Below are 23,954 nucleotides of genomic sequence, written 5' to 3'. Positions count from 1 at the left end.
GCATTGTTATATTCATGTCGTCAGACAGGGCTGGGTCAATGGCTGTCCTTGGGAATCTCCTTGCCGCGACCGCCCAGCAGGAAGTCAAAATCGGCCCCTTTATCCGCGCCAATGACGTGGCTGTAATAAAGCGAGGCATAACCGCTTTGCGGCACGGGTACGATGGTTTCCCAGGCGGCAAGGCGACGGGCGATTTCGTCATCTGGCACATCAAGGTGCAAACGGCGGTTGGGCACGTCAAGCTCGATCATGTCGCCATTTTGCACAATCGCCAGCGGGCCACCGGCGGCGGCTTCGGGGGATGTGTGCAACACAACGGTACCATAGGCCGTGCCGCTCATGCGGGCATCGGAAATACGCACCATATCGGTAATGCCCTTGCGCAATACCTTGGGCGGCAGGCCCATATTGCCCACCTCGGCCATGCCGGGATAACCCTTGGGACCGCAATTTTTAAGGACCATGACGCAGTTTTCGTCGATATCCAGGCTTTCGTCGTTAATCTTGGCCTTGTAATCGTCGATATCTTCAAACACTACGGCCCGGCCACGATGCGTCATCAAATGTTCCGATGCCGCCGAAGGTTTAAGCACCGCGCCATTCGGGGCCAGGTTGCCCTTGACCACGGCAATGCCGCCATGCTGGGTCAATGCCTTTTCAAACGGCAAAATAACATCGTCATTCCAGTTACGGACTCCCGATACCTGGTCCCACATGGTATCGCCCGAAACCGTGATGGCGTCCTTGTGAATATGCCCTGCTTCGGCCAATGCCTTGATCACAACCGGCAGGCCACCGGCATAGAAGAATTCTTCCATCAGATATTTGCCCGAGGGCTGCAAATTAACGATGGTCGGAATATCACGTCCCAAACGGTCCCAGTCATCAAGCGTCAGATCAACGCCCAAACGCCCGGCAATGGCAAGCAGATGGATCACCGCATTGGTTGACCCGCCAATCGCCCCATTAACACGAATGGCATTTTCAAAGGCCTGCTTGGTCATCACGTCAGATGGTTTCAAATCATCCTTGACCATTTGCACGATACGGCGGCCGGTCAAATGCGCCATCACACGGCGGCGGCTATCAACGGCCGGAATGGCCGCATTGCCCGAAAGCGCCATGCCCAAGGCCTCCGCCATGCTCGCCATGCTCGAGGCCGTGCCCATCGTATTGCACGACCCGGGCGAACGCGACATGGCAATTTCGGCTTCCAGGAAATCCTCGGTGCTGATTTTACCGGCCTTGCGATCCTCCGACAGCTGCCACAGCGATGTGCCCGAGCCAATATCCTGCCCGCGCCATTTACCATTCAGCATCGGCCCGCCAGTCACAACAATCGCAGGAATATCCACGCTTGATGCGCCCATCAAAAGGGCTGGGGTGGTTTTATCACAGCCCACCATCAACACCACGCCATCCAGCGGGGTGCCACGCAGGGCTTCTTCCACATCCATCGCGCACAGGTTACGAAACATCATGGCGGTGGGGCGCAATGTGCTTTCACCCGGCGAAAATACCGGAAATTCCAGCGGCAAACCGCCTGCTTCGTAAATGCCGTGTTTGACGCGTTCGGCCAGGTCGCGCAAATGCGCATTACACGGGGTCAATTGCGACCAGGTATTGCAAATACCAATGACCGGTCGGCCATCAAACAAGTCGGCAGGCAATCCCTGGTTTTTCATCCAGCTACGATGATAGATATTATCCTTGCTGGTGCCACCGAACCAGCCTTGCGAGCGCAATTTACGCGGCCAGGCTGCGGGTTTGAAGGTGCTCATGCCCGGTCTCCTGAGTTAGTGGAAAACACCGGCATATCCGTGCCGGTGGCCCGGGCACGCAATGTGCCCGGCAAAGAAGTCAAACGGTATAAAAACCCTGCCCCGTGCGTTGCGGGATAACAGGCAAAAATCGGCTTTTGCCCGGTTTTTGGTCCGTTTTGTATTTTGGTCAATTTCTTAGGCCTTGTTTTTGTTATAGACATCGAAAATCACAGCGGCGAGCAACACCAGGCCCTTAATCACCTGTTGCCAGTCAATCCCGACACCGACAATCGACATCCCGTTATTCATGACACCCATGATCAGGGCACCAACGACAGCGCCGATAATTTTACCGACCCCGCCAGACATGGACGCGCCACCAATAAAGACAGCCGCGATCACATCAAGCTCGAAGGCAATCCCCGCTTTCGGGGTTGCCGTATTCAGACGGGCCGCAAAAACCAGCCCGGCCAGTCCGGCCAGCATCCCCATATTGGCAAAGGTCAAAAAGGCCAGACGGCGGGTATTGATGCCCGAAAGCTGGGCAGCCTTTTCATTGCCCCCCATCGCATAAATGCGCCGGCCAATCGTGGTGCTGTTGGTAATAAAGGTGAAAATCGCGATCAGAACCGCCATCACGATCAGCACATTGGGCAAACCACGATAGGTGGACAGCAAAAACGCAATGTAAAGAATGGCAAGACCGGCAATCGCATGCTTGGCAGCGAAAAACGCCATCGGTTCTTCAACAGCGGCAAAGCGCGCCTGCTTGGCACGGGATCGCAAACCAAGCACGGGCAGAATGACGGCCACGGCAATACCGATTACCATCGAAAAAACATTAAAGCGCCCGTCGATCATGCCGCTAAATATGTCCGGCACAAAGCCCGATGACATTAACTGAAAGTTTTCCGGAAACGGTCCAACGGATGCCCCGCCCAACAGGGTCAGGGTCAGACCACGAAAAACCAGCATCCCCGCCAAAGTCACAATGAAGGACGGAATACGCCAATACGCCACCCAGTACCCCTGGGCACAGCCGATCAGCGCGCCGACAATCAGACAGGCAGGGACAACAATGATGGTTGGCAAGCCCCATTGCACGGCCATCACGGCAGCCAGCGCCCCGATAAAGCCCACAACCGAGCCCACCGACAGGTCAATATTGCCGCCAACAATGACCAGCAACATGCCAACAGCCATGATGATGACATAGCTGTTTTGCAGGAAAAGATTGGTCAGATTGACCGGCCTCATCAAAACGCCGTCGGTCAGATACTGAAAAAACGCCATGATCGCGACAAGCGCCAGAACCATACCGTATTCGCGGGTATGCGTCCGAAGATAATAACCGATATTTTTGCTGGAAGTCTCACTCATTGGTCCGTCCTCACCCCTTCAGGATCATGCGCATGATCTTTTCCTGGCTGGCTTCGCTTGCGGCCAGTTGCCCCTTCATTTCGCCCTCATTCATCACGTAAATGCGGTCGCACATGCCCAGAAGTTCCGGCATCTCCGACGAGATCATGATGACCCCTTTGCCGTCGGCCGCCAGTTGATTGATAATGGAATAAATCTCGTATTTCGCCCCGACATCAATACCGCGCGTCGGCTCGTCCAGGATCAAAACTTCAGGTCCGGCAAACAGCCATTTTGACAGAACCACCTTTTGCTGGTTCCCACCCGAAAGATTGACAACCTTTTGCGCGACATTGGGGGTGCGAATATTGATTTTCTTGCGGTAATCCTCGGCCACACCGCGTTCGGCACCGTCATTTAAAACACCGTGTTCCGATACACCGGGCAAATTGGCCAGCGTAATGTTGGTGGTGATGCTTTCATCCAGGATCAGGCCCATTTCCTTGCGGTCTTCAGTGACATAGGCCAAACCGGCAGCAATCGCGCGCTCAACCGTTGACACATCGACCGGCTTGCCGTGCATCAAAACTTCGCCGCTGATATTAAGACCATAAGAACGGCCAAAAATACTCATGGCAAGTTCGGTGCGCCCGGCCCCCATCAGGCCCGCAATACCGACAACCTCGCCTGCCGCCACATCGATATTGACGTTTTTGATCAGTTGCTGGGTGGGATGCAGCGGGTGATAGCACGACCAGTTGCGCACCTCCATGATCGTCCCGCCAATATTCGGCGTCCGTTCAGGATAGCGGTGCGCCATATCGCGCCCGACCATATCCTTGACTATGTCGTCCTCGCTGATCTGCCCCTCATGGCAATCAAGTGTCGAAACCGCCCTGCCATCGCGAATGACGGTAATGCGGTCCGCCACCCGGCTGATTTCATTGAGCTTGTGCGAAATCAGGATCGAGGTAATGCCCTGCTTGCGAAACTCGATCAAAAGATCCAGCAGCTTCTGGCTGTCATTTTCCTGCAAGCTTGATGTTGGCTCGTCGAGAATCAGAAGTTTCACTTCCTTGGACAGGGCCTTGGCAATTTCCACCAGTTGTTGCTTGCCCACACCAATATTCGTCACCAGCGTATTGGGCGCTTCGCGCAGGCCAACCTTTGCCAAAAGCTCCGTTGTCCGGGCAAATGTCTTGGGCCAGTTGATAACGCCATTTTCCGACAGTTCATTGCCCAGAAAAATATTTTCCGCAATCGAAAGCAACGGCACCAGGGCCAGTTCCTGGTGAATAATGATAATGCCGCGATCCTCGCTATCGCGAATGTCACGAAAAGACTGAATTTGATCATCAAACAGAATATCGCCTTCATAGGTGCCGTGCGGATAAACTCCGCTCAGGACCTTCATCAGGGTCGACTTACCTGCACCATTCTCGCCACACAGGGCATGGATTTCGCCCCGTCGCACCTTCAGGTTCACATCATCAAGCGCCTTCACACCGGGGAAGGTCTTTGTGATATTGCGCATCTCCAGGATGGTATCCATCCGGTCCTCCCGCATGCCGGGCTGTACCCGGCTCCCTTTTCAAAACGCGACCCGCAATTTCATGTTTGCGCGCCTGTTGCCGCCTGCTTTATCCGGCAGCTTTGGGTTCATTGACAAAAACGGGCGGCGTATCGTCACCGCCCGTCTCCAACATCATGCCGAAGGCACTTAATTCTTGATCTGGTCCATCGTGTAGTAACCCGAACCGACCAGCACGCCTTCCCAGTTGCTTTTGTCAACCAGGACCGGCTCCAGCAGATAAGACGGCACAACCTTCACACCATTGTCATAGGTTTTGGTGTCATTCACGGTCGGCTCTTTGCCCGCCAGCACGTCATTGACCATGTTTACAGTCACACGCGCCAGTTCGCGGGTATCCTTGAAAACGGTGGAATATTGTTCCCCGGCCAGGATCGATTTGACCGACGGCAATTCGGCATCCTGCCCGGTCACGATCGGCATTTTCATATCGCCAGAACCATAACCAACGCCCTTGAGCGAGGACAGAATACCAATCGACAGCCCGTCATAAGGGGAAAGAACACCATCCACCTTGGCATCGGTGTAATAGGCCGAAAGCAGGTTATCCATACGGGCCTGGGCAACCGCACCGTCCCAGCGCAGGGTCCCTACCTTGTCCATGCCCATCTGGCCGGATTTGATCACGATGGTGCCATTATCAATCATCGGCTGAAGCACCGACATCGCGCCATTATAGAAGAAATAGGCATTGTTATCATCGGGCGAGCCGCCAAACAGTTCAACATTATAGGGGCCGTCACCCTGCGATGCGAGACCATCAAGCAGCGAGTTCGCCTGCAAGACGCCAACCTTGAAATTGTCAAACGTGGAATAATAATCGACATCGCCGCTATCACGGATCAAACGGTCATAGGCAAAAACCTTGATCCCGGCGGCCTTGGCATTTGCCAGCGCATTCGACAGGGTGGATCCGTCAATCGCGGCAATCACCAGGACATCAACGCCCTTCACAATCATGTTTTCAATTTGGGAAAGCTGATTGGGAATATCGTCTTCGGCATATTGAAGGTCGGTTTTATAACCGGCTTCTTCAAACTGCTTGACCATCGAATCGCCATCCGAAATCCAGCGGGCGGATGATTTGGTCGGCATGGCAATCCCGACAAAGCCCTTATCGGCAGCAAAAGCAGCAGACATGCCAAAACCACCCGGCATGGCCGGGGCAAAGGTTGCGGCTGCGCCAAAGGCAATGCCGGCCAAAACGGCACTCAGACGTTTCATTATATTTTCTCCCTAATTACGCGGCGACGCGCAGCACTTCCCGTAAAAAAGGGTCCCTTATGCCGTTTCAATCACGTCGCGTTATCCTTCATCGCAAGCGCCATTTTTTCATGACACCGGACGCGCAATATTCGGTCGCTTTGTCATAACATTCAAATAATGAAAACTGAATTTTACATATCAAAATTGATATATTACAGTTTGTCGGCACTCTGCATTTGTCATTCCGGGATCTGATACATGTCGCACACCCCCAGCCAGCCTGAAATGACACCGGCACAAACCCTGCTTTCGGGGACGGGCAACCTGTTTAAGCGCGGCCTTAAAATCAGCCATTTACGGATGATTGTGGCAATGGAGGAAACCGGCCAGATCAGCCTTGCCGCCGCCATGCTGAAAACATCGCAACCCGCCGCATCGCGCCTGTTATCGGAAATGGAGGATATGTTGGGGACCCGCCTGTGCGAACGCGGCGCGCGCGGTGTTGACATGACCAGTGCGGGACGTGCCCTGGCCCAGCGGGCACGCACCATGCTCATTGAAATGCGCGAGGCCGAACGCGAAATCGAGGATATTAAGAATGGCGGTGGTACCGTTTTCATTGGGGCGGTCACAGCCGCAGCCGTTGATCTGGTGGTACCAGTCGTGCGCGATATTCAGTCGCGCAATGCCCGGTTCGAAGCCCAGGTTGCCATCGGCCCATCGCATATCCTGATCAAAAGCCTGCTGGCCGGGGAATATGACTTTATCATCGGGCGCGTGCCGCAGGATGTGGACCCGCGCCTTTTCAATATCTGGCAAATTCGCAGCGAAAAAATCCGCTTGCTGGTCCGCAAGGGCCACCCCCTTTTGGCCCATAACCCGGTCACGCTGGCGCAGCTTGCCCGCTATGAATGGATTTTACCCCCGTCAGGCAACCTGATGCGCCGCACGATCGAGGATGTTTTTATCGCCCAAAACCTGCCGCTGCCGCCTTCGGGGCTGAACACGGCGTCGCTGTTGGTCACACTGGCCGCCATCATGGAAAGCGATGCCATTGCCCCAATGGCCGAAGAGGTAACATCCCTGTTGGCGCGCGGCGGCGCCATTACCGAAATGCCGCTGACAGAAGCCATCGAAATCAAACCCTACTGTCTGCTCACGGCTGCGGGCCATCGCCTTTCGCCCTCGGCACAAATGATATCGGACCATATCCTGGCCCGCATCAAAGATAACAAACAGGCCCTTGGCACAACCGGCCTTTAACCTGCCTTCTGCTTGAACATCCGAATATTGCCGCTTCAGAAAAATAACATCGCCCCAAAGTCACGCTCCGAGCTTGTCGGCAAGGATCCAAACCGGTATAATTGCGGTCTCTCCCCCGTTTATAAAAGCAATATGCGCAAAAAGGTTTGGCGCATACGCAACAGGTATGTTCAGACGATAAATCACCGTCTGCAACCTGCTACCAACCTTCCATTTTCCATTACATTCCCTGATGGTGGCCCGGCTTTATGGGGCCAGAAAGCTGCATGCTGAAAAACAGCGCCACAGGGACCCGTTTACGCAGGAAATCCCATGTCAGTATCTTCCCCGGAAAACCTTGTGGTTCTGACCGGTGGTCCCGGTGCCGGTAAAACCACACTGATCAATTACCTGAACCGGCTTGGGTATAAAACCAGCCCGGAAGTCGCCCGAAATGTTATTGAAACCCAGCAAAAACACGGTGGCACCGCCCTGCCCTGGCAGGACAACGAAGCCTATTGCCAGCTTATGACAGATGGCTCCATTCGTGCCTGGCAGGACGGCATGGCCCTGGCACCGGCACCCGTTTTTTTTGACCGGGGCCTGCCCGATGTGCTGACCCATCGCCGGTTATACAAACTGGCCAAAGACAGCGCCCTGATACGCGCCATAGAAACCTGTCGTTACCGGCAAACCGTTTTCATATTACCGCCCTGGCCTGAAATCTATCACACCGATGGTGCCAGAAAACAAAACTTTGCCGAGGCCACCAGAACCTATGACGTTTTGTACCAAACCTATCTAGACTGCGGCTACACCCCCGTCGAAATCGCCAAAGGCCCGGTTGAGCAGCGAGCGGAACACATATTAACCCTGCTATCACAATGACCGTTTAAACACCCAGACACGAAAACGGACCGGCTGCGCATTTGGCAGATCACTCTGATGCGTTTGCCAGCCGCATATGCAAAATCGGAAACGGATTGCCCTCGCCATCCGTTTCCGAACGGCCAAAAACAACAAAGCCCATGCGTTGATAAAAACCAACCGCATCGGGATTTTGTTCGTTCACATCAACATCGGTTATCCCGTGTGTTGTTATGGCATCGATCACCAATGCACGGCCAATGCCCTGCCCCATCCTGGTCGGATCCACAAACAACATTTCGATACGCTGTTTGGCAATGCCGATAAAACCGGTAATGGCCCCGTTTTCATCCCGGGTGCAAAACAGGTCAACGGCATCAAAATACGGATCAAGGATCAGATCGCGCAAACGCAGAATGTCCTTTTCAACCAGAAAGGCATGTGTGGCGCGCACCGACCTTTCCCATAATAAAATCAGCTCGTTATAGTCCCGGGGACCGGTTCGTGAAATCAGCATATTGACAGCCTTTATCCTTCCCATTAATGCCCGGCCTCTCTTTATCGCACAGGGTGCCTTTTCTCGATAAAAATCTTTATTCACGCCATCAGCTTGCCGCAAAGCGCCGCCATATGAGGCCGCCCCGAGTACAGAATACGAACAAGAATGCAATTGCCTTATCCAACCAACCTAGTTGTCATCACCGGGGGCCCCGGTGCCGGCAAAACCACCCTGATCAACTATTTAAATGAACGGGGTTATGAAACCAGCCCGGAGATAGCCCGAAACGTTATTGAAACCCAGCAGGAACGCGGCGGCACGGCCCTGCCCTGGCAGGATAACGATGCCTATTGCAGGCTGATGACCAGGGGGTCCATTCGCGCTTGGCAGGATGGCATGGCACAGGACCCGTTACCGGTATTTTTTGACAGCGGATTGCCCGATACCCTGGCCCATCGACGGGTCGCCAAGCTGCCCGAGGACAATGCCCTCATACAGGCCATTGAAACCTATCGCTACCGAAGGACAGTTTTCATCCTGCCGCCCTGGGCCGAAATCTACAAAAACGACAATCGGCGAACACAAACCTTCGCCGAAGCCGTCAAGACATATGTGATTTTGTACCGCACCTATCTTGAATGTGGCTATGACCCCATCGAAATACGCAAAGGCCCGGTCGAACAACGGGCTGCACAAATACTGGCACGGCTAAAGCTGTGACCCGTCAAAAACAAAAACCGAACAAACGAGCAAACCATGAAGAAACCCATCTGCCGCGCGATCATTGCGGCAGCCCTTGGCCTTGGCAGCATTCTGGCTGCCAGGGCCCACGCCGCCTGCTATGACTGGCCGTTACGCCAGCGGGGCGGCGAATATGCCTATGATGGCGATACCATTTATGTGCATATCCCCGGCCTGCCCGACGAAATCGCCCGAATGTCGGTTCGGGTGCGCGGGGTGGACACCCCCGAAATTCGCGGCAAATGCACCAGCGAAAAGGAACTGGCCAACAAGGCACGGGATTATGCCCGCAAAAGCCTGAAACAGGCCCGAAAGGTGGAATTTTGCAACCCCGAATGGGGCCGGTATGGCGGACGCGTTGTGGCATCGGTCCGCATTGACGGTCGTGCGCTGGACCAGGATTTGATCAAGGCCGGTCTTGCCCGCCCCTATGATGGCAAAACCAAACGGGCCCCGTGGTGCGGTTAACCCGGCAAACAAAACCCGGCGATACTAAATGCACCGCCGGGTTTTCTGTTGCCTGCTCGCAAAAGCGGAATATCAAAAATTACCCGGTGCGCATTGCAGGCAGGTCAGGCCCAGATCCCGCCATTTATCCACCACTGACTGCCGATCATCCACCACAAGCCAGGGGGCAAAACCATCCGCCCTGATCTGATGCAACAAATCTTCTTTCACATCCTCGTCACTGCGATGATCAGCATCCGCCGGACGCAAATAAACGCCATCAAACGGTATTTCATGTGCCGTTAGCCAAGCTTCCGTGCGCGCCCGCCAGCCTTCGGGCCGCCCCGTACAAATGACAATCGCCTGCCCCGTGCCATGCAAAATGCGCAGCAGGCGTTCAATATCGGCCACCGGTGCCGTGTGATCCATCGCATCAAAAAAGGCGTCCCAGTGTTTCACCGGGCCATGCACCAAATGTCCCAGCACATCGGCATCAAATTCGGCCAATGTACCATCCACATCAAACACCACCGCAGCGCGGGGTGATGTTTCTGGTCCCGGCTTATCCATAAGGCTTTGTGTCATTGTGCATTTTCCAAGGGGTTATCGTGTTCCCGCGCGCCAAGCTGCTGATATTCCCAACGGCCCTCAACGGGGATAAAAAGAAAGGGCGTTGCATTCAAAATGCGCGGGCCATCGGCAGCAAAGCCGGTTAAATGCAAAATGCAGCGCATCACTCCGGAATGCGCCACAATCAGGGTATGCCCCTGTTTGGCATCGTGGTCCGCCAGCGCGATCTTCAGCGCATTGCACACCCGTTTGCACATATCGTTAAACGGCTCACCGGCGGGTGGTGTTTCATATCGGGTACAAATTTCCGTTACCGGACGCCCTTCCAGGTCGCCCCAATGCCGTTCACGCAAGCCGGGCAGCAGGGTTGGCACCATGCCGGGCATTGCCAATTCAGCGGTATGGCGCGCCCGCTGTTGCGGGCTTGCAAAAACGGCCCGCCACGGCCATTCCGCCAGCAAGGGTGCTGCGGCCCTGGCCTGTTTTTCGCCTGTTGCATTCAGGGGAACTTCGGTAGAACCGGCAATAACGCCCGTTCGGTTGGCTTCTGTTTCGCCGTGTCGCATAAAAACAAACGGCACAGCAGGCATATCATAATGCCAATAGGGAAAAATCATCCGTCACGCCTTAAAGATAAAACCGGTCCGATAGCTGTAACCGGCCTTCAAACCCTTCCACAAGGCCGAATTCCTCGGGCTGGGTGCAAAATAGCGGCACAATCTGCAACACATGGCAGGACTGTGCCAGTTCCACCACATCACTTAACCGAGGATGCACATTCCAGCGGTGAAACTCGCCTTTCCCCTCGCTGACAAAGCGCCGCGCCGTTTCAGACATATGGCCGGTATAAAAGATTTTCGCATCCCGGCCCAGGCGGTCCTGCGCCTGCCATTTACGGCTGATCTCGCCCGCCGCCCCCTTGGTCCCGCAGGGCGAATGGCACAATAACAGCCGGGCATCGGGGTTGAATTCGCGCGCCTTTGCCGTAAGGCGGCGCAAATCGGCAATGGCTTCATCACACACAAAATCGCGCCCGCCCGGTGCCAGAACCCGCTGCACCCGGCCAAAACACCGCATATCCATTGTCCAGTCGGTCAAACCATGCCGTTCAAACAGCAGGGCCATTTCGGCGGCCCGGCCGCTGGGCGGGACGGGAAACAGGATTTGCCCGTCAAACCCGGCAACTGCCCGCAACAGCCCGTCTATCCGCTCACGTTGCGAGACATTATACATGCCATAGGATGCGTCACACAAAACCGTCGCCGCATCGGGTGCGGGATCATATAAAAAATAATCCGATTCCGTACTGATATCGCCGGTATAAAGCACCCCGCCCGCCAAATCGAAATGCAGCCACACCCCGCCAAAGGCATGGCCGGTGCGCCCGGTCGTAACCGTCACCCCATCAACCTGAATTTCACCAAAGGCGGGCAAAATATTCACATCCGCCCCGGATGGCAGCGATTTTGCCGTAATCGCCGTGCAATAAATCGGCAAACCGGCCTCGATGGCATAATGTGCCGCGCCGATATGATCAATATGGTCATGGGTAATGAAAACGGCGTTAACTTTGGTCAGCCAGGCCGGATCAAAGCCCGGTTCGTTTTCCAGGCCATCACCACAATCGAGCAGCCAGCGCCGGTTCAAAAAATCCAGCCGGATGCAAGCCGGGGCCTTTTCGCCCAGCCCCGATAAAACACGAATGCCCGCCGCCATTATGCTGCCTCCTGGCGCGAAAAAACCCAGCCATCGCGCACGGAAAGCGAAATATTCTCGCCAATGCGGGCACGCAGGTCACTATAGACCGGCAGGGCATGACCATTGGCAAGGCGGACCGCCAAACGAAACCGCCCCCCCAGATACACACAATCCTCGACTTTCCCGGCAAGTGTTCCGTGGCCGTCCACCCGAATGTCTTCCGGCCTCAGGCACAGGCCCAGCGCATCATTTGCACCTGTCTGGCTGGCAACACGTGCGCAGATACGCGCCGAAATATCGGCATCGCCCAACCGCACGGCACAGCGGCCATTGTTCTGCAGGGTAATATCCCCCACCGGCAACACCGCCCCGGCCCCGACAAAGCCGGCCACCATCTGGTCACTGGGTTCGCGATACAGGGTTTCGGGGGCCGCCATCTGGCGAATATGCCCGCGATCCATCACCGCAATCCGGTCGGCCATCGCCATCGCCTCGGCCTGGTCATGGGTCACATAAATCATGGTGGCACCGGTACGACGGTGAAAATCCAGGAAGGCCTCCTGCATGGTTTCACGCAAATGCACATCCAGGTTGGCCAGCGGTTCATCAAGCAGCACCGCCCGCGGTTCCATCACCAGGCAGCGTGCCAGGGCAACACGCTGGCGCTGCCCGCCGCTCAGTTCCGATGGCGAGCGATCAGCGTAATTTTCCAGCGATACAATCGACAGCGCCTCGCGAATGCGCCGGTCGCGTTCCGCCCGCAACATTTTGCGCACTTCCAGCGGATAGCCCACATTGCGCGCCACCGACATATGCGGCCATAGGGCATAGGACTGAAACACAATACCCAAATTGCGGTCTTCGGGGGCGACCATCTGGCGCGATACCCCATCGGCCACCACCTGCCCGGCCAGCGAAATGGTGCCCTCATCGGGCTCTTCAAACCCGGCCAGCAACCGCAACAAGGTGGTTTTGCCACAGCCTGACGGCCCCAAAAGGGCAACAAATTCACCATCTGCAATATCAAGCGAGACATTATTGACCGCCCGATAATCGCCAAACTGTTTGGTAATGTTGCGCAAATTTATGACTGCCACGGTATCACTCCCTTGGGCAGATGACGCGAGGCCAGTTGAAAACCGGTCATCAGGGCCACAACAACCCCCACCACCAGCACGGCCACCGCCGATGCCAGGACGCTATCGCCACTGTCATCAAGGTTGAAAATCAAAACACCCAGCGTTTCATTGCCCGCCGACCACAAAAGGGCCGATACGGTCAATTCGTTAAATGCGGTCAAAAATACCAGCAATGCCCCCGCCGCTGCCGCCGGGGCGGCCAAGGGCAGCAAAATATCGCGCAACCGTCGGCCAATCCCGGCCCCACAGGCCTGGGCGGCTTCTTCCAATGCGGGGTCAAGCTGCATGAAACTGTTCATCACGGGGCGAAGGGCAATGATCAAAAAGCGCGCCAGATAGGCGACAAAGATAATCGCCAGCGTGCCATACAGGCTGATATCCAGCACCGGAATACGAATGAACAGCAGGATACAGGCAATCGCCAGCACCACACCGGGCAAGGCATAGGGAATTTCAACCAGCAAATTGACCAGTTTGGTCAGACGCGACGGACGGCGCACAATCACATAGGCCAGTGGCAAACACATGCCGACCAGCACAATTGCCGCCCCAACCGACAATAACAGGCTGTTGTGAAACGCCCGGATGGTGGCGGGTTGCACAAACAGCACTTGGTAAAAGGCATCAAAACTGAAATTGTCAAAGCCCAGCCGCACGCCAAAAGCCGGCACCAGCGACGTTGCCACCAGCGCCATTAAAGGCACCACCAAAATGGCAACCAGCACCGCCCACAACAAAATTTCAATAACGATACGCCGTGCCCCCAGGCGAATATCAAGCGGGCGGCCAACAACCCCCATCAGGCGATAGTCACGTTTGCCCAGCAAATGGTGATGCAACAACACGCCGATAACGGCAATCACGCCAATCAGCATTGCCAGCACCGATACCTCGCCCAAGGCGGCGGGGCCAAAGCTGGATAATTTGCGATAAATCAGGGTTGGCAGCGTAATATAATTGCCGGGAATCCCCAGCATTGCCTGTATGCCAAAATTCCCCAATGCGGTGACAAAGGCCATTGCCGTGCCCGCAATCAGGCCGGGGCTGGTTAAAGGCAAAATCACCTGCCACCACAAACGCCCGCCACGCGCCCCGGCAAGCCGTGCGGCTTCCACCTGTTCGCGCGGCAACAGGCGCAAATTGGCCCGCAGGGTTAAGAACACGATCGAGGCATGCTGAATACCCAAAAGCAGGGCAATCCCCTCTGCCGAATACAATGGCTGGGGGGAACCCAACGCCGGGGCCATGCCTATGGCGTTTAACAGCGCACTGCTGGGCCCGGTCAATTGCACCCAGGCAAGGGCGGTAATTTGCGGCGGGATCATCATCGGAATCATGAAGCAAAAAACCAGCGCCGCTTTTGCCCGAATATCGGTTAGCGCCACCAGAAAGGCAAATGCACCGCCAATCAGCACGGAAATAACCGTGCCCAATGCCGCCGTATAAAGGCTATGTGCTGTTGCCCGCCATGTCTGGCTGCTTTCCATAACGTCACGCACATAATCCAGACTGGGCATACCCTGCACAAACAGCCCCTCTGCCGCCAAACGCAGCATCGGCAAAACCGAAATGAAAATAACCGGCACAAACAACAAAGGCAGCAACCGGTCCGAAAACCGGTTGCCTCCCATATTACCGCCAGATGTTGCCAGCCAGCGTTCAACAGCCTGCATTATTCGGCCCCAAACATCTCGGCGAACTTTTTCTTGTTCGCATCGGCATTTTTCAGGGCAACCGCCGGGTCAAACGTCATCAGCTTGATATCCTTGCGCGCCGGGAAGCCCGCGGGCGGGTCCATATCATTACGCGCCGGGATATATCCCATTTCCCGAACCAGCTTCTGGCCCTTTTCCGACAGCACGAAATCGACAAATTTGTGCGCGGCATCAACGTTTTTGGCCGTTTTCATAATGGCGACCGGCTCGGTCACATATGTCACACCTTCACTGGGAAAGACAAAATCCACCGGCGACCCTTCGGCCTTACCGCGCAGGGCCAGAAAATCGACAACCATGCCAAAGGGTTTTTCCCCGGAGGCCACCGCCTTGAAGGTACCGCCATTCCCGCCCTGGGCACGGGCCTTGTTATCCGCCAGGGCCTGATAATAATCCCAGCCCAGATCCGGGTTTTGCGTCATCGTTGAAAGGGTAATCAGCGCCGCCCCCGAATAGAGCGGGCTCGGCATCACGATCTGGTTTTTCAGGGCCGGGTCGGCAAGGTCTTTCCAAGAGGTCGGCTTCTTGGAAACACCGGTATTGTAAACGATGCCGGTGGTGATCAGTTTGGTGGAATAATAATAGCCATCGGCATCATACAGGGCCGGGTCATAGGCCTTGGCTTCGGGCGATTTATAGGCCTGAAGCTGCCCTTCCTGTTTCATGCCCTCAAGGGTTACGGTATCGGCAATCAGCAACACGTCAGGGCGCGGGTCGCCCGCGGCAATTTCGGCCCCCAGTTTTGCCATCAGCTTGGTGGTGCCATCGCGCACCCAGTCGACTTCGACATCCGGGTAGGCGGCCTTGAAGGCATCAACGGTGGTTTGCGCATCCTGGTTGGGCTGGCTGGTATATAAAACCAGCTTTTCGGCAGCCTGCCCCAAAACCGGCATCATCATTGTGGCCGATGCCACGGCAGCAAGAAGCACGTTACGCATTCTAAAAATCCCCTGAAACGGTGAAACGCAATAAGGTTTCGTACGAAAACAACGTGAGGGGGACGCTACCGATATTTCGATAACAGTTGTGTGACAAAGCAAAGAATTAAATGTTTCAGCCGTGTTTTCGGGGTTCTCAGTCGGTTTTTCACATCGCTATAATTACCTTAAAGCGAAAAATGACTTTCGTACGAAATCAAAAAAGGCTTGCCGATGCCCCGTGCCGTTCCCATTGAAAATCGCCGCGACCGCATTGTCGCCCTGGTCAAAAGCTGTGGCTTCATGGCCGTCGAGGAACTGGCACGACGCTTTGACGTTTCGGTTCAAACCATCCGCACCGATCTTCGCGACCTTCAGGAACAGGGACGGATTTTTCGCCGTCATGGCAAGGCAGGCCCGGCCCCCACACCGGACAATACAAGTTACGAAAATCGCGAGGTCTGGAATCGCAACGGCAAGCGTGCCCTGGCGACACAACTGACAAACCTGATCCCGGAAGGCTGCACCATCGCCATTGGCACCGGCACAACAGCCGAACTGGCCGCCCAAAGCCTGTCACAGCATCGCAATTTAACGGTGCTGACCAACAATATTCATGTTGTCCTGACGCTGCAAAACGCCCCGGGTGTGACCCTGCGGTTGTCCGGCGGGACGGTGCGCACCCGCGATCTCGATGTGATTGGCGCGGACAGTGCCGATTTTTTTGGCTGCTATCATGCCGAATTTGGCATTGTAAGCGTCGGCGGCATGACACCGGAGGGCGATTTAATGGATTTCAACATGGATGAAGTGCGCGCCCGCCGTGCGCTGGTGCAATGCTGTGATCACGCCATCCTGCTTGTCGATGATCGCAAAATCGGCCGCAACGCGCTCTGCCGCGATGGTCATGCAGGCGATTTCAAAACCGTTATCCTCAATTCACCACCATCCGATGCCCTGCAAAAAAGGCTGGTACAAAACCGCACCAGCCTGATCATTGCCTCATAAACATCCCACCCGAAACATGCTCAGGCAGCTTCGTGGATCATTTCCTTGGAAACGGTCAAGTCGCGCTCAATATGCAGGCACTGATTGGGATCCACCGCAATCCAGCTGGCACTTTCGGTGTCAAGCGGCTCGGACACCACAATCACCTGACTGCCACGCTTGCGGTAATATAATGACGGCGGCTTGTCGTCACTGGCATAACGCACGGCGCACAAATTCTCTCCGTCACTCAAACATGCCGTGAAACGGAATGGCGCGGTAATATCATGGCGGTGCATTGCCGATTCCACAGTTTCAATCGCCTTGCGAATGGCACGCCGGGCATCATTTTCCAGTCCGAAGCTCAGCATTAAATAGAATATCAGCTCGCTATCGGTCGTACCCTGGCGCGAACAATAATATTTATCGTCAATCAAGGCCTCCAGCTCGCGGCGCACCAGTTTATAATCGCCAATTTGCCCGTTGTGCATAAACAGATATTTATCAAACGCAAAGGGATGGCAATTTGACCGGCTGGTCCCCGTTCCGGTCGAAGCACGAACATGGGCAAAAAACAGGCCGGATTCAATATTGTGCGCAATGGATTGCAGGTTGGCATCGTTCCAGGCAGGCAAAATTTCGCGATACAGACCCGGCGTGCTGCGATGCCCATACCAGCCAATGCCAAACCCGTCACCATTGGTCGGTGTTTTGGCTTCCTCGGCGTGCAGGCTTTGTGCCACCAACGAATGTTTGGGCTCAAAAACCAGACTATCAAGGTAGACGGGTTCCCCGATATAACTCAACCACCGGCACATCTCTTCTCTCTCCCCGATTTTACCTGAAAATATCAGGATCAGGACGCTATCTATGCCGCCAAACTACAGTACGGTCAATGTTCTATAGCGGTTTTAAAAGTTGAACACCCCGCATGGCTGTTATGCCGAAAATCATCGCTAACAGCACATAACCAACAGCATCAATCAGGAATGTGACAGTCGGTTAACCTGCTTTCTCATGATAAATGGTCGCGCAAGAAATATCCCCAGCATGAACCAAAACACACGCTGATACACAAGCTCATGCGCCATCCCCATAATAGCGGCATTCGACATAATCAGCAGTAATCCACATTGATAGGGATCCTTACGCCATTGCATTTTCCGAAACGTACGAACACACCACATAATTGGTGGAACAAATATAGCAACGAACCCGACAATGCCCATTTCGGCCAACACCCATAAAAATGAGTTATGGATAATCAAGGCGCGCTCCGACAATGGTAGATTAAGCTCTACCTGGCTTTTATAAAATGCCCCAAGCCCTGCACCCAGCAACGGGTGAGATATAAACATTTTCCAACCTTCGACCATACTAAGAATACGGTCACTTTGAACCGTCGAAAAATCATCTGGACGTGTAATAATTTGCAGATCACCCGCACCCACATTAACAATAAATATTATCACCTCGTTCAAGGTAAAAATCATAACAAGATAGAGCCCGCCACAAACAATAGTTCTGATCGTCTTGCGGGCATCAAACATGAGAAATATCGCCAGGAAAACCGCAACGGAGCCGAATGCTGCGCGAGACCCCGTCAAATACAAAAGAGCAAATATCAACCCGGGAATGGCGGCATCTCGCCAGGCTTTCAGACCTGTCCAATGACGAGAACCGAGAAACAAAAACGGCAAAGGCAGAACAGACAGCAAGAAGAACGCATAACTATTTGGATTTGCCAAAAACCCGGACCAGCGCGGCCCGGCCCAGTTTAATGCGACTAAAGCGTCTCTTCCTAAAATCATCCGCAGAATATATTCAAATACAAAAATCAAAATCGCAGAAGAGACCACGGCTTTTGCAACAGCTCTTGCACCGAATTCCCCCCATAAAGCCGTCAAAAAAGCGCCAACGACGATGTAAGAAAACAGAATTCCGATACCGATCAATCGATTATAAAAAGCCCATGACAGGAAGCCAAACTGCACGTAACCGATCAGAAAACTCAGCAACACAACAGCTGCAGATCCCAAAAGCCACCAGTTAACATAATGATTGCGCCAAATATCACGCCATGCACGTCGCTGTATGATAACAAAAATAAATGTCATCCCTGCGACAATAGCCAACGGATCCGCCAAGTTAACCGTAACTTTGCCAGACGCAATCGGGATGGGCAATTGCACCATCATCAAAACAACGACAACGGGAGCAACAATCCAGCCAAGCAACAAAATCAACCTGCGGCTATATCCAGTACGTGAACGCGCCCTTGCAAGCTGCAACTCCTGATCTGGAAAACATCGCTTGGCAGCCCATATACCGCAAACATTTAACGCCAAAGCAATCAACGACAACAAGCCGACACCGATACCTGCTCCAACCCCGAGAGCAGGAGAAATATTCGCAGCACCAAATGCAAACCCGGCAGATACTTCGCGAATACCCCAGCCGCCAAAACTTATAGGGAAAGAGGCCCCAAGCATTGTAAGCAATGTTGCAAATATTGCCTTTGCAGAAAACACGTCCACTCCGGCCATACCAACAATCAAAGCAAGGTATGCTCCAAGCATCAACAAATGCATAATAAAAATAACGAAAATAATTAAAAAAAACTTACGACCGAATCCACTTGAAAAAACAAGCCTCAATTCAGCCCTTTGCCTTCCTGATAGTTGAAAAAAATACACAAAAATCAGGCTAGACAAGACAAAAGCACCCATAGAAGAAAGCATTACGCCAGGCGCATAATCGAAACTAACTCTACCGACAACGAAAAAGACCGCCGACAATGATGCTATTAACAAAACAGCAAGGGAAAAAATTCTTTCCAAGGCAGTTACAATAACTGCAGAGTCCGCGTCGGAAATATCTTTCACGAGTAGCGTCCGCGACACGCTCTGCCCAAAAAAGTTAAAAAAAGCCATACCAGCCAACAAAGAATATATATTTACAGCATGGGATCTCTGAAAACCAATCCTTTGCCCAAAAGTTCTCAAGAAAATTTCAAACCGAAAACTACTTAATATTTGATTAGATAAAACAAAAAACAGAGACAGCAAAACCCAATATATGTTTACCCCATAAAGATAGGAGAATGATTCCCGGACATTTACAAACGCAACCAGCACAAGCAGAGTAAACAGAACCGTCGCAATTTTTACATATCTTGCCAAATTACACCTTCAAGCGATCAAATCATTAAAAAAAATCAATCGTCTTTTAAGCAAAAATCGCTACCTGACGCGGAAGCAACCTACTGCTCGACATTATTATCTTTCACAACCGGCACGAAAATTTTAAAGTTCCAATCAGATTTCGCTCCATTGCGAAAATACAACCCATCAAAACCAAGCTCCGGCGACCTGACAAAGGCTATCCTTATTACGCAGAACTCAATCGATAACTTTAGTTATGAGTTAATCAGCTAATATCGACACTTTTGCGGCAATGTTTACCACCCTTCTTGTCACAAGAACAGACATCAACCAAGTTACATCTCACTCCGGCCAGCAGAACGACGTTGTCCGTGCCCCTACTCCAGAGGTGTGCTCAACTGATACTGTCGTGTCGAACAATTTGCGCAGTCATCAACAGCACCAATCTGGAAAAACGAACTGAACCAGGTTTCACCCCGATCTGTTAACACAATTTCGCTTTGTTGATGAAAACCCAAATAAAGCACTTGCCATCCTGTCGGTTTATCCGTATTTTCCGCGCCACAAAATGAGTCGTGCTGGTGTAGCTCAGCTGGTAGAGCGGCGCATTCGTAATGCGTAGGTCGTAGGTTCAAATCCTATCACCAGCACCATTTTGATCTTCAAAAACCCGTCAATGCCGGCTTGCCGCGCAAAGACGGGTTTTTTGTTTCTGATATTTGCGAAAAATACGCAAATCCGCTCGACATGACACACCAGCGCGAACGGATTATGCTTCCGGCCCTTCCCTGCAGCGCAGTATATGGCGATCACGGCGATACACGTCACATTACGCTCTTGCCCGTGCCTCCCCGCGTCATCCGCCCTTAAAGGCTGCACAGCCGCTCATTGCTGGCGGGCTGTCCAGTTGCCAACCTATCAAAAAAAGTTTTCACAAATCGCGGTGCGAGACGTCATCAGCACAAGCACGCTATTGAAGGCACTTTTCGGCTACTCTGAAATGTTACCCCGAAGCTGCACCTCTCCGGAAACGAGAAACATTGCAATCGAAACGCATCGATCGATACACCACCTAGCAATCAGAAATAGAGTCGCGCCTGCACAAGCAAACGAACTTGCCGCCGCCAATTCCCTCCCCCACCGGACCGGCCCTATCTGCTTAAAAAATCGATAATTAGACAACCATAACGTGCATTATATAAAAAATATCACAATTTAAGTAGTGCCACGTCATACTTGAAGACGAACACATAGACAATTTTAAGTTGTGTTCAGAATCAGGGGAGATTTGTGGTGGGAAATATTTATCGCAATAAAATCAACATTAACCAGGCAGGAAAAGAAACATCCCTTCATTACATTTTACCTGCACGCCAGTTGCACTCCGCCCTGAATGCAACCAATGAGGGGCATCCCTGCATCACATCGGCCCAGATGCAATCGCATTCGCTTTTTGCCGTCTGGCGCAGCATTGCAGACAATAAAGATACCCCCAAACCAGCCATAAATGCGAAAGAGCCCCCGACACGCCCATGCGAGACGTTCCATCGCGATATTACGTCCGCGGCCACAACAAACACCGGGTGCCAAACGGTTATACCACCCCAAACAATCGCTGAGCCGACATTGCCAGCGTATCTCTTCGCACCTCTCCCCCCTGAAAAGTCCACAGACAGAGACGGCCTGGATACAACACCACCCGACATACAGGCCAATAGCTGGGCCCTGCCGCAAAACAGGCACATGTCGGCCGGCCAGTTCGATGCCAATTGGCAATATCAACGTCCCTGTGCGGTTGATAATCATCCCTTTTCCACCGCAATCAGCCCGGGCCTGCTGCCACATCCATCTGACAGAAGATATAAATCTGGATCAAAACCTTCTATTCCAGCCACGCCAGACACCCCCACAAGGCTGTTGGCCGGTCCAGAAGCCAGCAAATCAGCAGAACACGCCGATGCACAGCCAGATCATGCTCCCCAAAACTATGCCGCAACAATGGCGCCAAATTTCTGGCCTTTGTGGATTGCCCAGCGCGACAACCTGCTACGCCAATGCCTGAAACTGATGTCGGGGAACATGGATGATGCGCAAGATGCTCTTTCCGAAGCGATGATCAAGGCATCGGTGAAATTTGAAGACTCGATGGATGAGATCCGCAACCACCGTGCCTGGCTGTCACGCATTGTGCACAATGCCTGCATCGATTTGCACCGCCAAAACCGTCGCAAAGCCGAATATCATGAAGACGCGCATAATAGCGAAGATGACTCCCTGCCCAGCATCTCGCGCCGGGACGTCGCAACACCGGAACAGAATGCCCTGACCGGCGAAATGTTCGACAATCTGGAACGCGCCCTATCCGATCTGCCGGAAAAACTGCGCCGTCCGTTGTTAATGCGCTGCGTGCAAGATCAGACCTATGACGAAATTGCCGAAAATCTGGGCCTGACCAATTGCGCCGTGCGTAAACGGGTGCAGCTTGCCCGTGATCATTTGAAAGGATGCGATATACGCTAAAAGGTTGTCGCCCCGACACATCACACGGACAAACCGCAAAAACACACAAAATAAGTGGCGGCAGGTTGCCCCGCCGCCATTTATTTAACACATGTCAACTTTGCTTGAGGGATAGTGTCGGTCAACCGGCACGCAAAAGCTCCAACCGCTGGCACGCCTCGCTAAAATCAGGAGCATAGAGGCTTAGCCGTGTACCGGTACCCTGCAATTCATACTCGCCAATATTCTCGGTAGGGCAGGAAATAAATCTTGCGACAGGTGCGCTCACCAAAACCCGCTTGCCAAGCTGCTTGGTCAGTTTTTCAATGCGCGAGGCCTCGTTCGCGGCACGCCCAACCACGGTAAAGTCCACACGTTCCTGCACGCCGACATTGCCATAAACAACATCACCAACGTGCATTCCCAGGCCATAGTCAAATTCGGGCAAATCTTTTTCCGCCCGGTTGCGATTAAGGGTTTCAATATTCATCTGGGCTTCGGCCGCGGCATACAGGGCCGCATGACAGGCCTGCTCCAGATCCCCTTCGTCATCGCGGATCGGAAAAATCGCCAGGGTGGCATCCCCGATATAGCGTAACACCTGCCCGCCATGCCGCAAAACAGCACCCGCCGTTGCCGCAAAAAAGGCGTTCATCTGCTCCAAAAACGCATCATCACCCACATGGGCGGCCATTGCCGTTGAATTGCGCATGTCCGAAAACCAGATGACGGCCCGGGTTTTGGTGCTGTCACCCAGTTTGATCTGACCATTACGCACCCGATGCCCGGCATCCGACCCCAAATAGGTTTCCAGTATGGTTTTGGTTTCATCGTGCATTATGCGCATTTTGCACGTCACGGCAAAACGGCGCTGAATGGCGGAAAGAATAGCCAAATCTTCGTCGGTAAAACCACTGGGACGACTGGTCAAATAGGTCATGAAAATCCGGTTTTCGCCCAGTTCGCTATCCCGGTCCGTCACAAAGGGCGTCACCAGTGCCAGATAATCCGTGCCGTTTTGCTCCCGAAATGTCTTCAAAACCGGAAAATCAAGAATCGCGCCGGGGCCGATCAAATGACGGCGCAGAAACGTCACGCCATTTTCGATCATCCATTTCATCGGGCTGGCATTCCAGTCCGGATTGTTTTCACGCACCCCCAAATGAAACGAGCGTGCAACCTGCCCGTTTGGCTTGGACCAGATATAACTAACCCCTTCATACAGCGGATGAAGGGTTTTAAAACCGACCATAACGCGGTCAATCGGCAATCCGGCGGCCACCAGCCGCGACACCATACCTGAAATCACCTCGTCAATATCGGTATCCTGCAAGGCGCTTTCCATAAGCCAGTCATTGACTGACCGCACAAATCCACCGCCCGAAAGGGCCGAATTTGTTCCGGGTAATGCGGTCACATTCCCTGGCTGTTTGCTCTGCTGCGCCATTCGCACGCTCCGTCCTGCTTGTTTTCATTTTTGTTACACTGGTTAAATGGTCGAAACACCCCAAAGCGCAATCAAAAATTCAAAAAAGAATAGCTGCCATGCG

The 23,954-nt window shown here is 53.5% G+C and carries 20 protein-coding genes and 1 tRNA gene; 7 read left to right on the top strand and 14 right to left on the bottom strand.

The genetic code is table 11. The features are described 5' to 3' along the window. Positions 1-35 precede the first annotated feature (35 nt). From araD to chvE, 4 genes are all read right to left on the bottom strand, one after another. Positions 36-1,781 carry an L-arabinonate dehydratase gene (gene araD / locus TH25_RS03620; RefSeq protein WP_114087070.1) on the bottom strand — a complete coding sequence of 582 codons (1,746 nt, stop codon included), beginning with the start codon at positions 1,779-1,781 and terminating at the stop codon, positions 36-38. Between the two features lie 177 nt (positions 1,782-1,958). After that, positions 1,959-3,143: a multiple monosaccharide ABC transporter permease gene (gene mmsB / locus TH25_RS03615; RefSeq protein ID WP_114087069.1), complete on the bottom strand. Its 1,185-nt coding sequence runs from the start codon at positions 3,141-3,143 to the stop codon at positions 1,959-1,961. 10 nt (positions 3,144-3,153) lie between these two features. Next, complete coding sequence (mmsA, locus tag TH25_RS03610) at positions 3,154-4,674, bottom strand: multiple monosaccharide ABC transporter ATP-binding protein (protein ID WP_114087068.1); 1,521 nt, start codon at positions 4,672-4,674, stop codon at positions 3,154-3,156. A 168-nt stretch (positions 4,675-4,842) separates the two neighbouring features. Then, the gene (chvE, locus tag TH25_RS03605; protein ID WP_114087067.1) at positions 4,843-5,937 is read right to left on the bottom strand and encodes a multiple monosaccharide ABC transporter substrate-binding protein; all 1,095 of its coding nucleotides are present in this window, start codon (positions 5,935-5,937) and stop codon (positions 4,843-4,845) included. Positions 5,938-6,177: 240 nt separating this feature from the next. On the opposite strand from chvE, the gene TH25_RS03600 reads away from it, so the two are divergent. Both TH25_RS03600 and TH25_RS03595 read left to right on the top strand, forming a co-directional pair. After that, positions 6,178-7,182 carry a LysR family transcriptional regulator gene (locus TH25_RS03600; protein ID WP_114087066.1) on the top strand — a complete coding sequence of 335 codons (1,005 nt, stop codon included), beginning with the start codon at positions 6,178-6,180 and terminating at the stop codon, positions 7,180-7,182. 312 nt (positions 7,183-7,494) lie between these two features. Then, positions 7,495-8,049, top strand: a complete 555-nt coding sequence (locus tag TH25_RS03595; RefSeq protein WP_114087065.1) for an AAA family ATPase — start codon at positions 7,495-7,497, stop codon at positions 8,047-8,049. A 49-nt stretch (positions 8,050-8,098) separates the two neighbouring features. Here the strand turns inward: TH25_RS03595 and TH25_RS03590 are convergent, their stop codons facing one another. After that, on the bottom strand, positions 8,099-8,545 hold the full coding sequence (locus TH25_RS03590; RefSeq protein ID WP_114087064.1) for a GNAT family N-acetyltransferase: 447 nt from the start codon (positions 8,543-8,545) through the stop codon (positions 8,099-8,101). A 147-nt stretch (positions 8,546-8,692) separates the two neighbouring features. On the opposite strand from TH25_RS03590, the gene TH25_RS03585 reads away from it, so the two are divergent. Both TH25_RS03585 and TH25_RS03580 read left to right on the top strand, forming a co-directional pair. Continuing rightward, a complete protein-coding gene (locus tag TH25_RS03585; protein ID WP_114087063.1) occupies positions 8,693-9,247 on the top strand; it encodes an AAA family ATPase in 555 nt (184 codons plus the stop codon). A gap of 36 nt (positions 9,248-9,283) precedes the next feature. Continuing rightward, the gene (locus tag TH25_RS03580) at positions 9,284-9,736 is read left to right on the top strand and encodes a thermonuclease family protein (RefSeq protein WP_114087062.1); all 453 of its coding nucleotides are present in this window, start codon (positions 9,284-9,286) and stop codon (positions 9,734-9,736) included. 72 nt (positions 9,737-9,808) lie between these two features. Here TH25_RS03580 and TH25_RS03575 read toward each other — a convergent pair whose 3' ends face one another. From TH25_RS03575 to TH25_RS03550, 6 genes are read right to left on the bottom strand one after another with little or no spacing between them, the layout of a single operon-like run. Next, positions 9,809-10,300, bottom strand: a complete 492-nt coding sequence (locus tag TH25_RS03575; RefSeq protein WP_258549018.1) for a phosphatase domain-containing protein — start codon at positions 10,298-10,300, stop codon at positions 9,809-9,811. Continuing rightward, positions 10,297-10,902 (bottom strand): histidine phosphatase family protein, encoded by a 606-nt coding sequence (locus TH25_RS03570; RefSeq protein ID WP_114087061.1) that lies wholly within the window; start codon positions 10,900-10,902, stop codon positions 10,297-10,299. Before TH25_RS03570 ends, TH25_RS03575 begins: the two co-directional genes overlap by 4 nt. Positions 10,903-10,912: 10 nt before the next feature. Beyond that, on the bottom strand, positions 10,913-12,001 hold the full coding sequence (locus tag TH25_RS03565; protein WP_181847383.1) for an MBL fold metallo-hydrolase: 1,089 nt from the start codon (positions 11,999-12,001) through the stop codon (positions 10,913-10,915). Further along, the gene (locus TH25_RS03560; RefSeq protein ID WP_114087060.1) at positions 12,001-13,080 is read right to left on the bottom strand and encodes an ABC transporter ATP-binding protein; all 1,080 of its coding nucleotides are present in this window, start codon (positions 13,078-13,080) and stop codon (positions 12,001-12,003) included. Before TH25_RS03560 ends, TH25_RS03565 begins: the two co-directional genes overlap by 1 nt. Continuing rightward, positions 13,068-14,795, bottom strand: coding sequence for an ABC transporter permease (locus TH25_RS03555; protein WP_114087059.1), 1,728 nt, complete (start codon positions 14,793-14,795; stop codon positions 13,068-13,070). Before TH25_RS03555 ends, TH25_RS03560 begins: the two co-directional genes overlap by 13 nt. Next, positions 14,795-15,775: an ABC transporter substrate-binding protein gene (locus TH25_RS03550; RefSeq protein ID WP_114087058.1), complete on the bottom strand. Its 981-nt coding sequence runs from the start codon at positions 15,773-15,775 to the stop codon at positions 14,795-14,797. The genes TH25_RS03555 and TH25_RS03550 overlap by 1 nt, the downstream gene beginning before the upstream one ends. Positions 15,776-15,988: 213 nt before the next feature. On the opposite strand from TH25_RS03550, the gene TH25_RS03545 reads away from it, so the two are divergent. After that, positions 15,989-16,762 carry a DeoR/GlpR family DNA-binding transcription regulator gene (locus tag TH25_RS03545; RefSeq protein WP_114087057.1) on the top strand — a complete coding sequence of 258 codons (774 nt, stop codon included), beginning with the start codon at positions 15,989-15,991 and terminating at the stop codon, positions 16,760-16,762. A gap of 20 nt (positions 16,763-16,782) precedes the next feature. Here the strand turns inward: TH25_RS03545 and TH25_RS03540 are convergent, their stop codons facing one another. Then, complete coding sequence (locus TH25_RS03540; protein ID WP_114087056.1) at positions 16,783-17,559, bottom strand: class II glutamine amidotransferase; 777 nt, start codon at positions 17,557-17,559, stop codon at positions 16,783-16,785. A gap of 165 nt (positions 17,560-17,724) precedes the next feature. Next, positions 17,725-19,923: an O-antigen ligase family protein gene (locus TH25_RS03535; RefSeq protein WP_114087055.1), complete on the bottom strand. Its 2,199-nt coding sequence runs from the start codon at positions 19,921-19,923 to the stop codon at positions 17,725-17,727. Positions 19,924-20,482: 559 nt separating this feature from the next. Here TH25_RS03535 and TH25_RS03530 point away from each other — a divergent pair. Together TH25_RS03530 and TH25_RS24865 are read left to right on the top strand one after the other, a co-directional pair. Further along, positions 20,483-20,558 (top strand) — tRNA-Thr (locus TH25_RS03530). Positions 20,559-21,903: 1,345 nt separating this feature from the next. Next, positions 21,904-22,425: an RNA polymerase sigma factor gene (locus tag TH25_RS24865; RefSeq protein WP_181847381.1), complete on the top strand. Its 522-nt coding sequence runs from the start codon at positions 21,904-21,906 to the stop codon at positions 22,423-22,425. Positions 22,426-22,546: 121 nt separating this feature from the next. Here TH25_RS24865 and TH25_RS03520 read toward each other — a convergent pair whose 3' ends face one another. Then, positions 22,547-23,851: an adenylate/guanylate cyclase domain-containing protein gene (locus TH25_RS03520; RefSeq protein ID WP_114087053.1), complete on the bottom strand. Its 1,305-nt coding sequence runs from the start codon at positions 23,849-23,851 to the stop codon at positions 22,547-22,549. Positions 23,852-23,954: the final 103 nt, after the last annotated feature.

The organism is Thalassospira profundimaris (assembly GCF_003326755.1).
Classification (GTDB): Bacteria; Pseudomonadota; Alphaproteobacteria; order Rhodospirillales; family Thalassospiraceae; genus Thalassospira; species Thalassospira profundimaris_B.
This window is presented reverse-complemented; position numbering and strand designations above follow the sequence as displayed.

Excerpts from the sequence above, each read along its gene's own strand:
- TH25_RS03555 (WP_114087059.1), bottom strand. The coding sequence starts at position 14,795 with ATGCAGGCTGTTGAACGCTGGCTGGCAACATCTGGCGGTAATATGGGA.
- TH25_RS03580 (WP_114087062.1), top strand. The coding sequence starts at position 9,284 with ATGAAGAAACCCATCTGCCGCGCGATCATTGCGGCAGCCCTTGGCCTT.
- mmsB (WP_114087069.1), bottom strand. The coding sequence starts at position 3,143 with ATGAGTGAGACTTCCAGCAAAAATATCGGTTATTATCTTCGGACGCAT.
- TH25_RS03590 (WP_114087064.1), bottom strand. The coding sequence starts at position 8,545 with ATGCTGATTTCACGAACCGGTCCCCGGGACTATAACGAGCTGATTTTA.
- TH25_RS03595 (WP_114087065.1), top strand. The coding sequence starts at position 7,495 with ATGTCAGTATCTTCCCCGGAAAACCTTGTGGTTCTGACCGGTGGTCCC.
- chvE (WP_114087067.1), bottom strand. The coding sequence starts at position 5,937 with ATGAAACGTCTGAGTGCCGTTTTGGCCGGCATTGCCTTTGGCGCAGCC.
- TH25_RS03550 (WP_114087058.1), bottom strand. The coding sequence starts at position 15,775 with ATGCGTAACGTGCTTCTTGCTGCCGTGGCATCGGCCACAATGATGATG.
- mmsA (WP_114087068.1), bottom strand. The coding sequence starts at position 4,674 with ATGGATACCATCCTGGAGATGCGCAATATCACAAAGACCTTCCCCGGT.
- TH25_RS03540 (WP_114087056.1), bottom strand. The coding sequence starts at position 17,559 with ATGTGCCGGTGGTTGAGTTATATCGGGGAACCCGTCTACCTTGATAGT.
- TH25_RS03520 (WP_114087053.1), bottom strand. The coding sequence starts at position 23,851 with ATGGCGCAGCAGAGCAAACAGCCAGGGAATGTGACCGCATTACCCGGA.
- TH25_RS03575 (WP_258549018.1), bottom strand. The coding sequence starts at position 10,300 with ATGACACAAAGCCTTATGGATAAGCCGGGACCAGAAACATCACCCCGC.
- TH25_RS03565 (WP_181847383.1), bottom strand. The coding sequence starts at position 12,001 with ATGGCGGCGGGCATTCGTGTTTTATCGGGGCTGGGCGAAAAGGCCCCG.
- TH25_RS03545 (WP_114087057.1), top strand. The coding sequence starts at position 15,989 with ATGCCCCGTGCCGTTCCCATTGAAAATCGCCGCGACCGCATTGTCGCC.
- TH25_RS03600 (WP_114087066.1), top strand. The coding sequence starts at position 6,178 with ATGTCGCACACCCCCAGCCAGCCTGAAATGACACCGGCACAAACCCTG.
- TH25_RS03570 (WP_114087061.1), bottom strand. The coding sequence starts at position 10,902 with ATGATTTTTCCCTATTGGCATTATGATATGCCTGCTGTGCCGTTTGTT.
- TH25_RS03585 (WP_114087063.1), top strand. The coding sequence starts at position 8,693 with ATGCAATTGCCTTATCCAACCAACCTAGTTGTCATCACCGGGGGCCCC.
- TH25_RS24865 (WP_181847381.1), top strand. The coding sequence starts at position 21,904 with ATGGCGCCAAATTTCTGGCCTTTGTGGATTGCCCAGCGCGACAACCTG.
- araD (WP_114087070.1), bottom strand. The coding sequence starts at position 1,781 with ATGAGCACCTTCAAACCCGCAGCCTGGCCGCGTAAATTGCGCTCGCAA.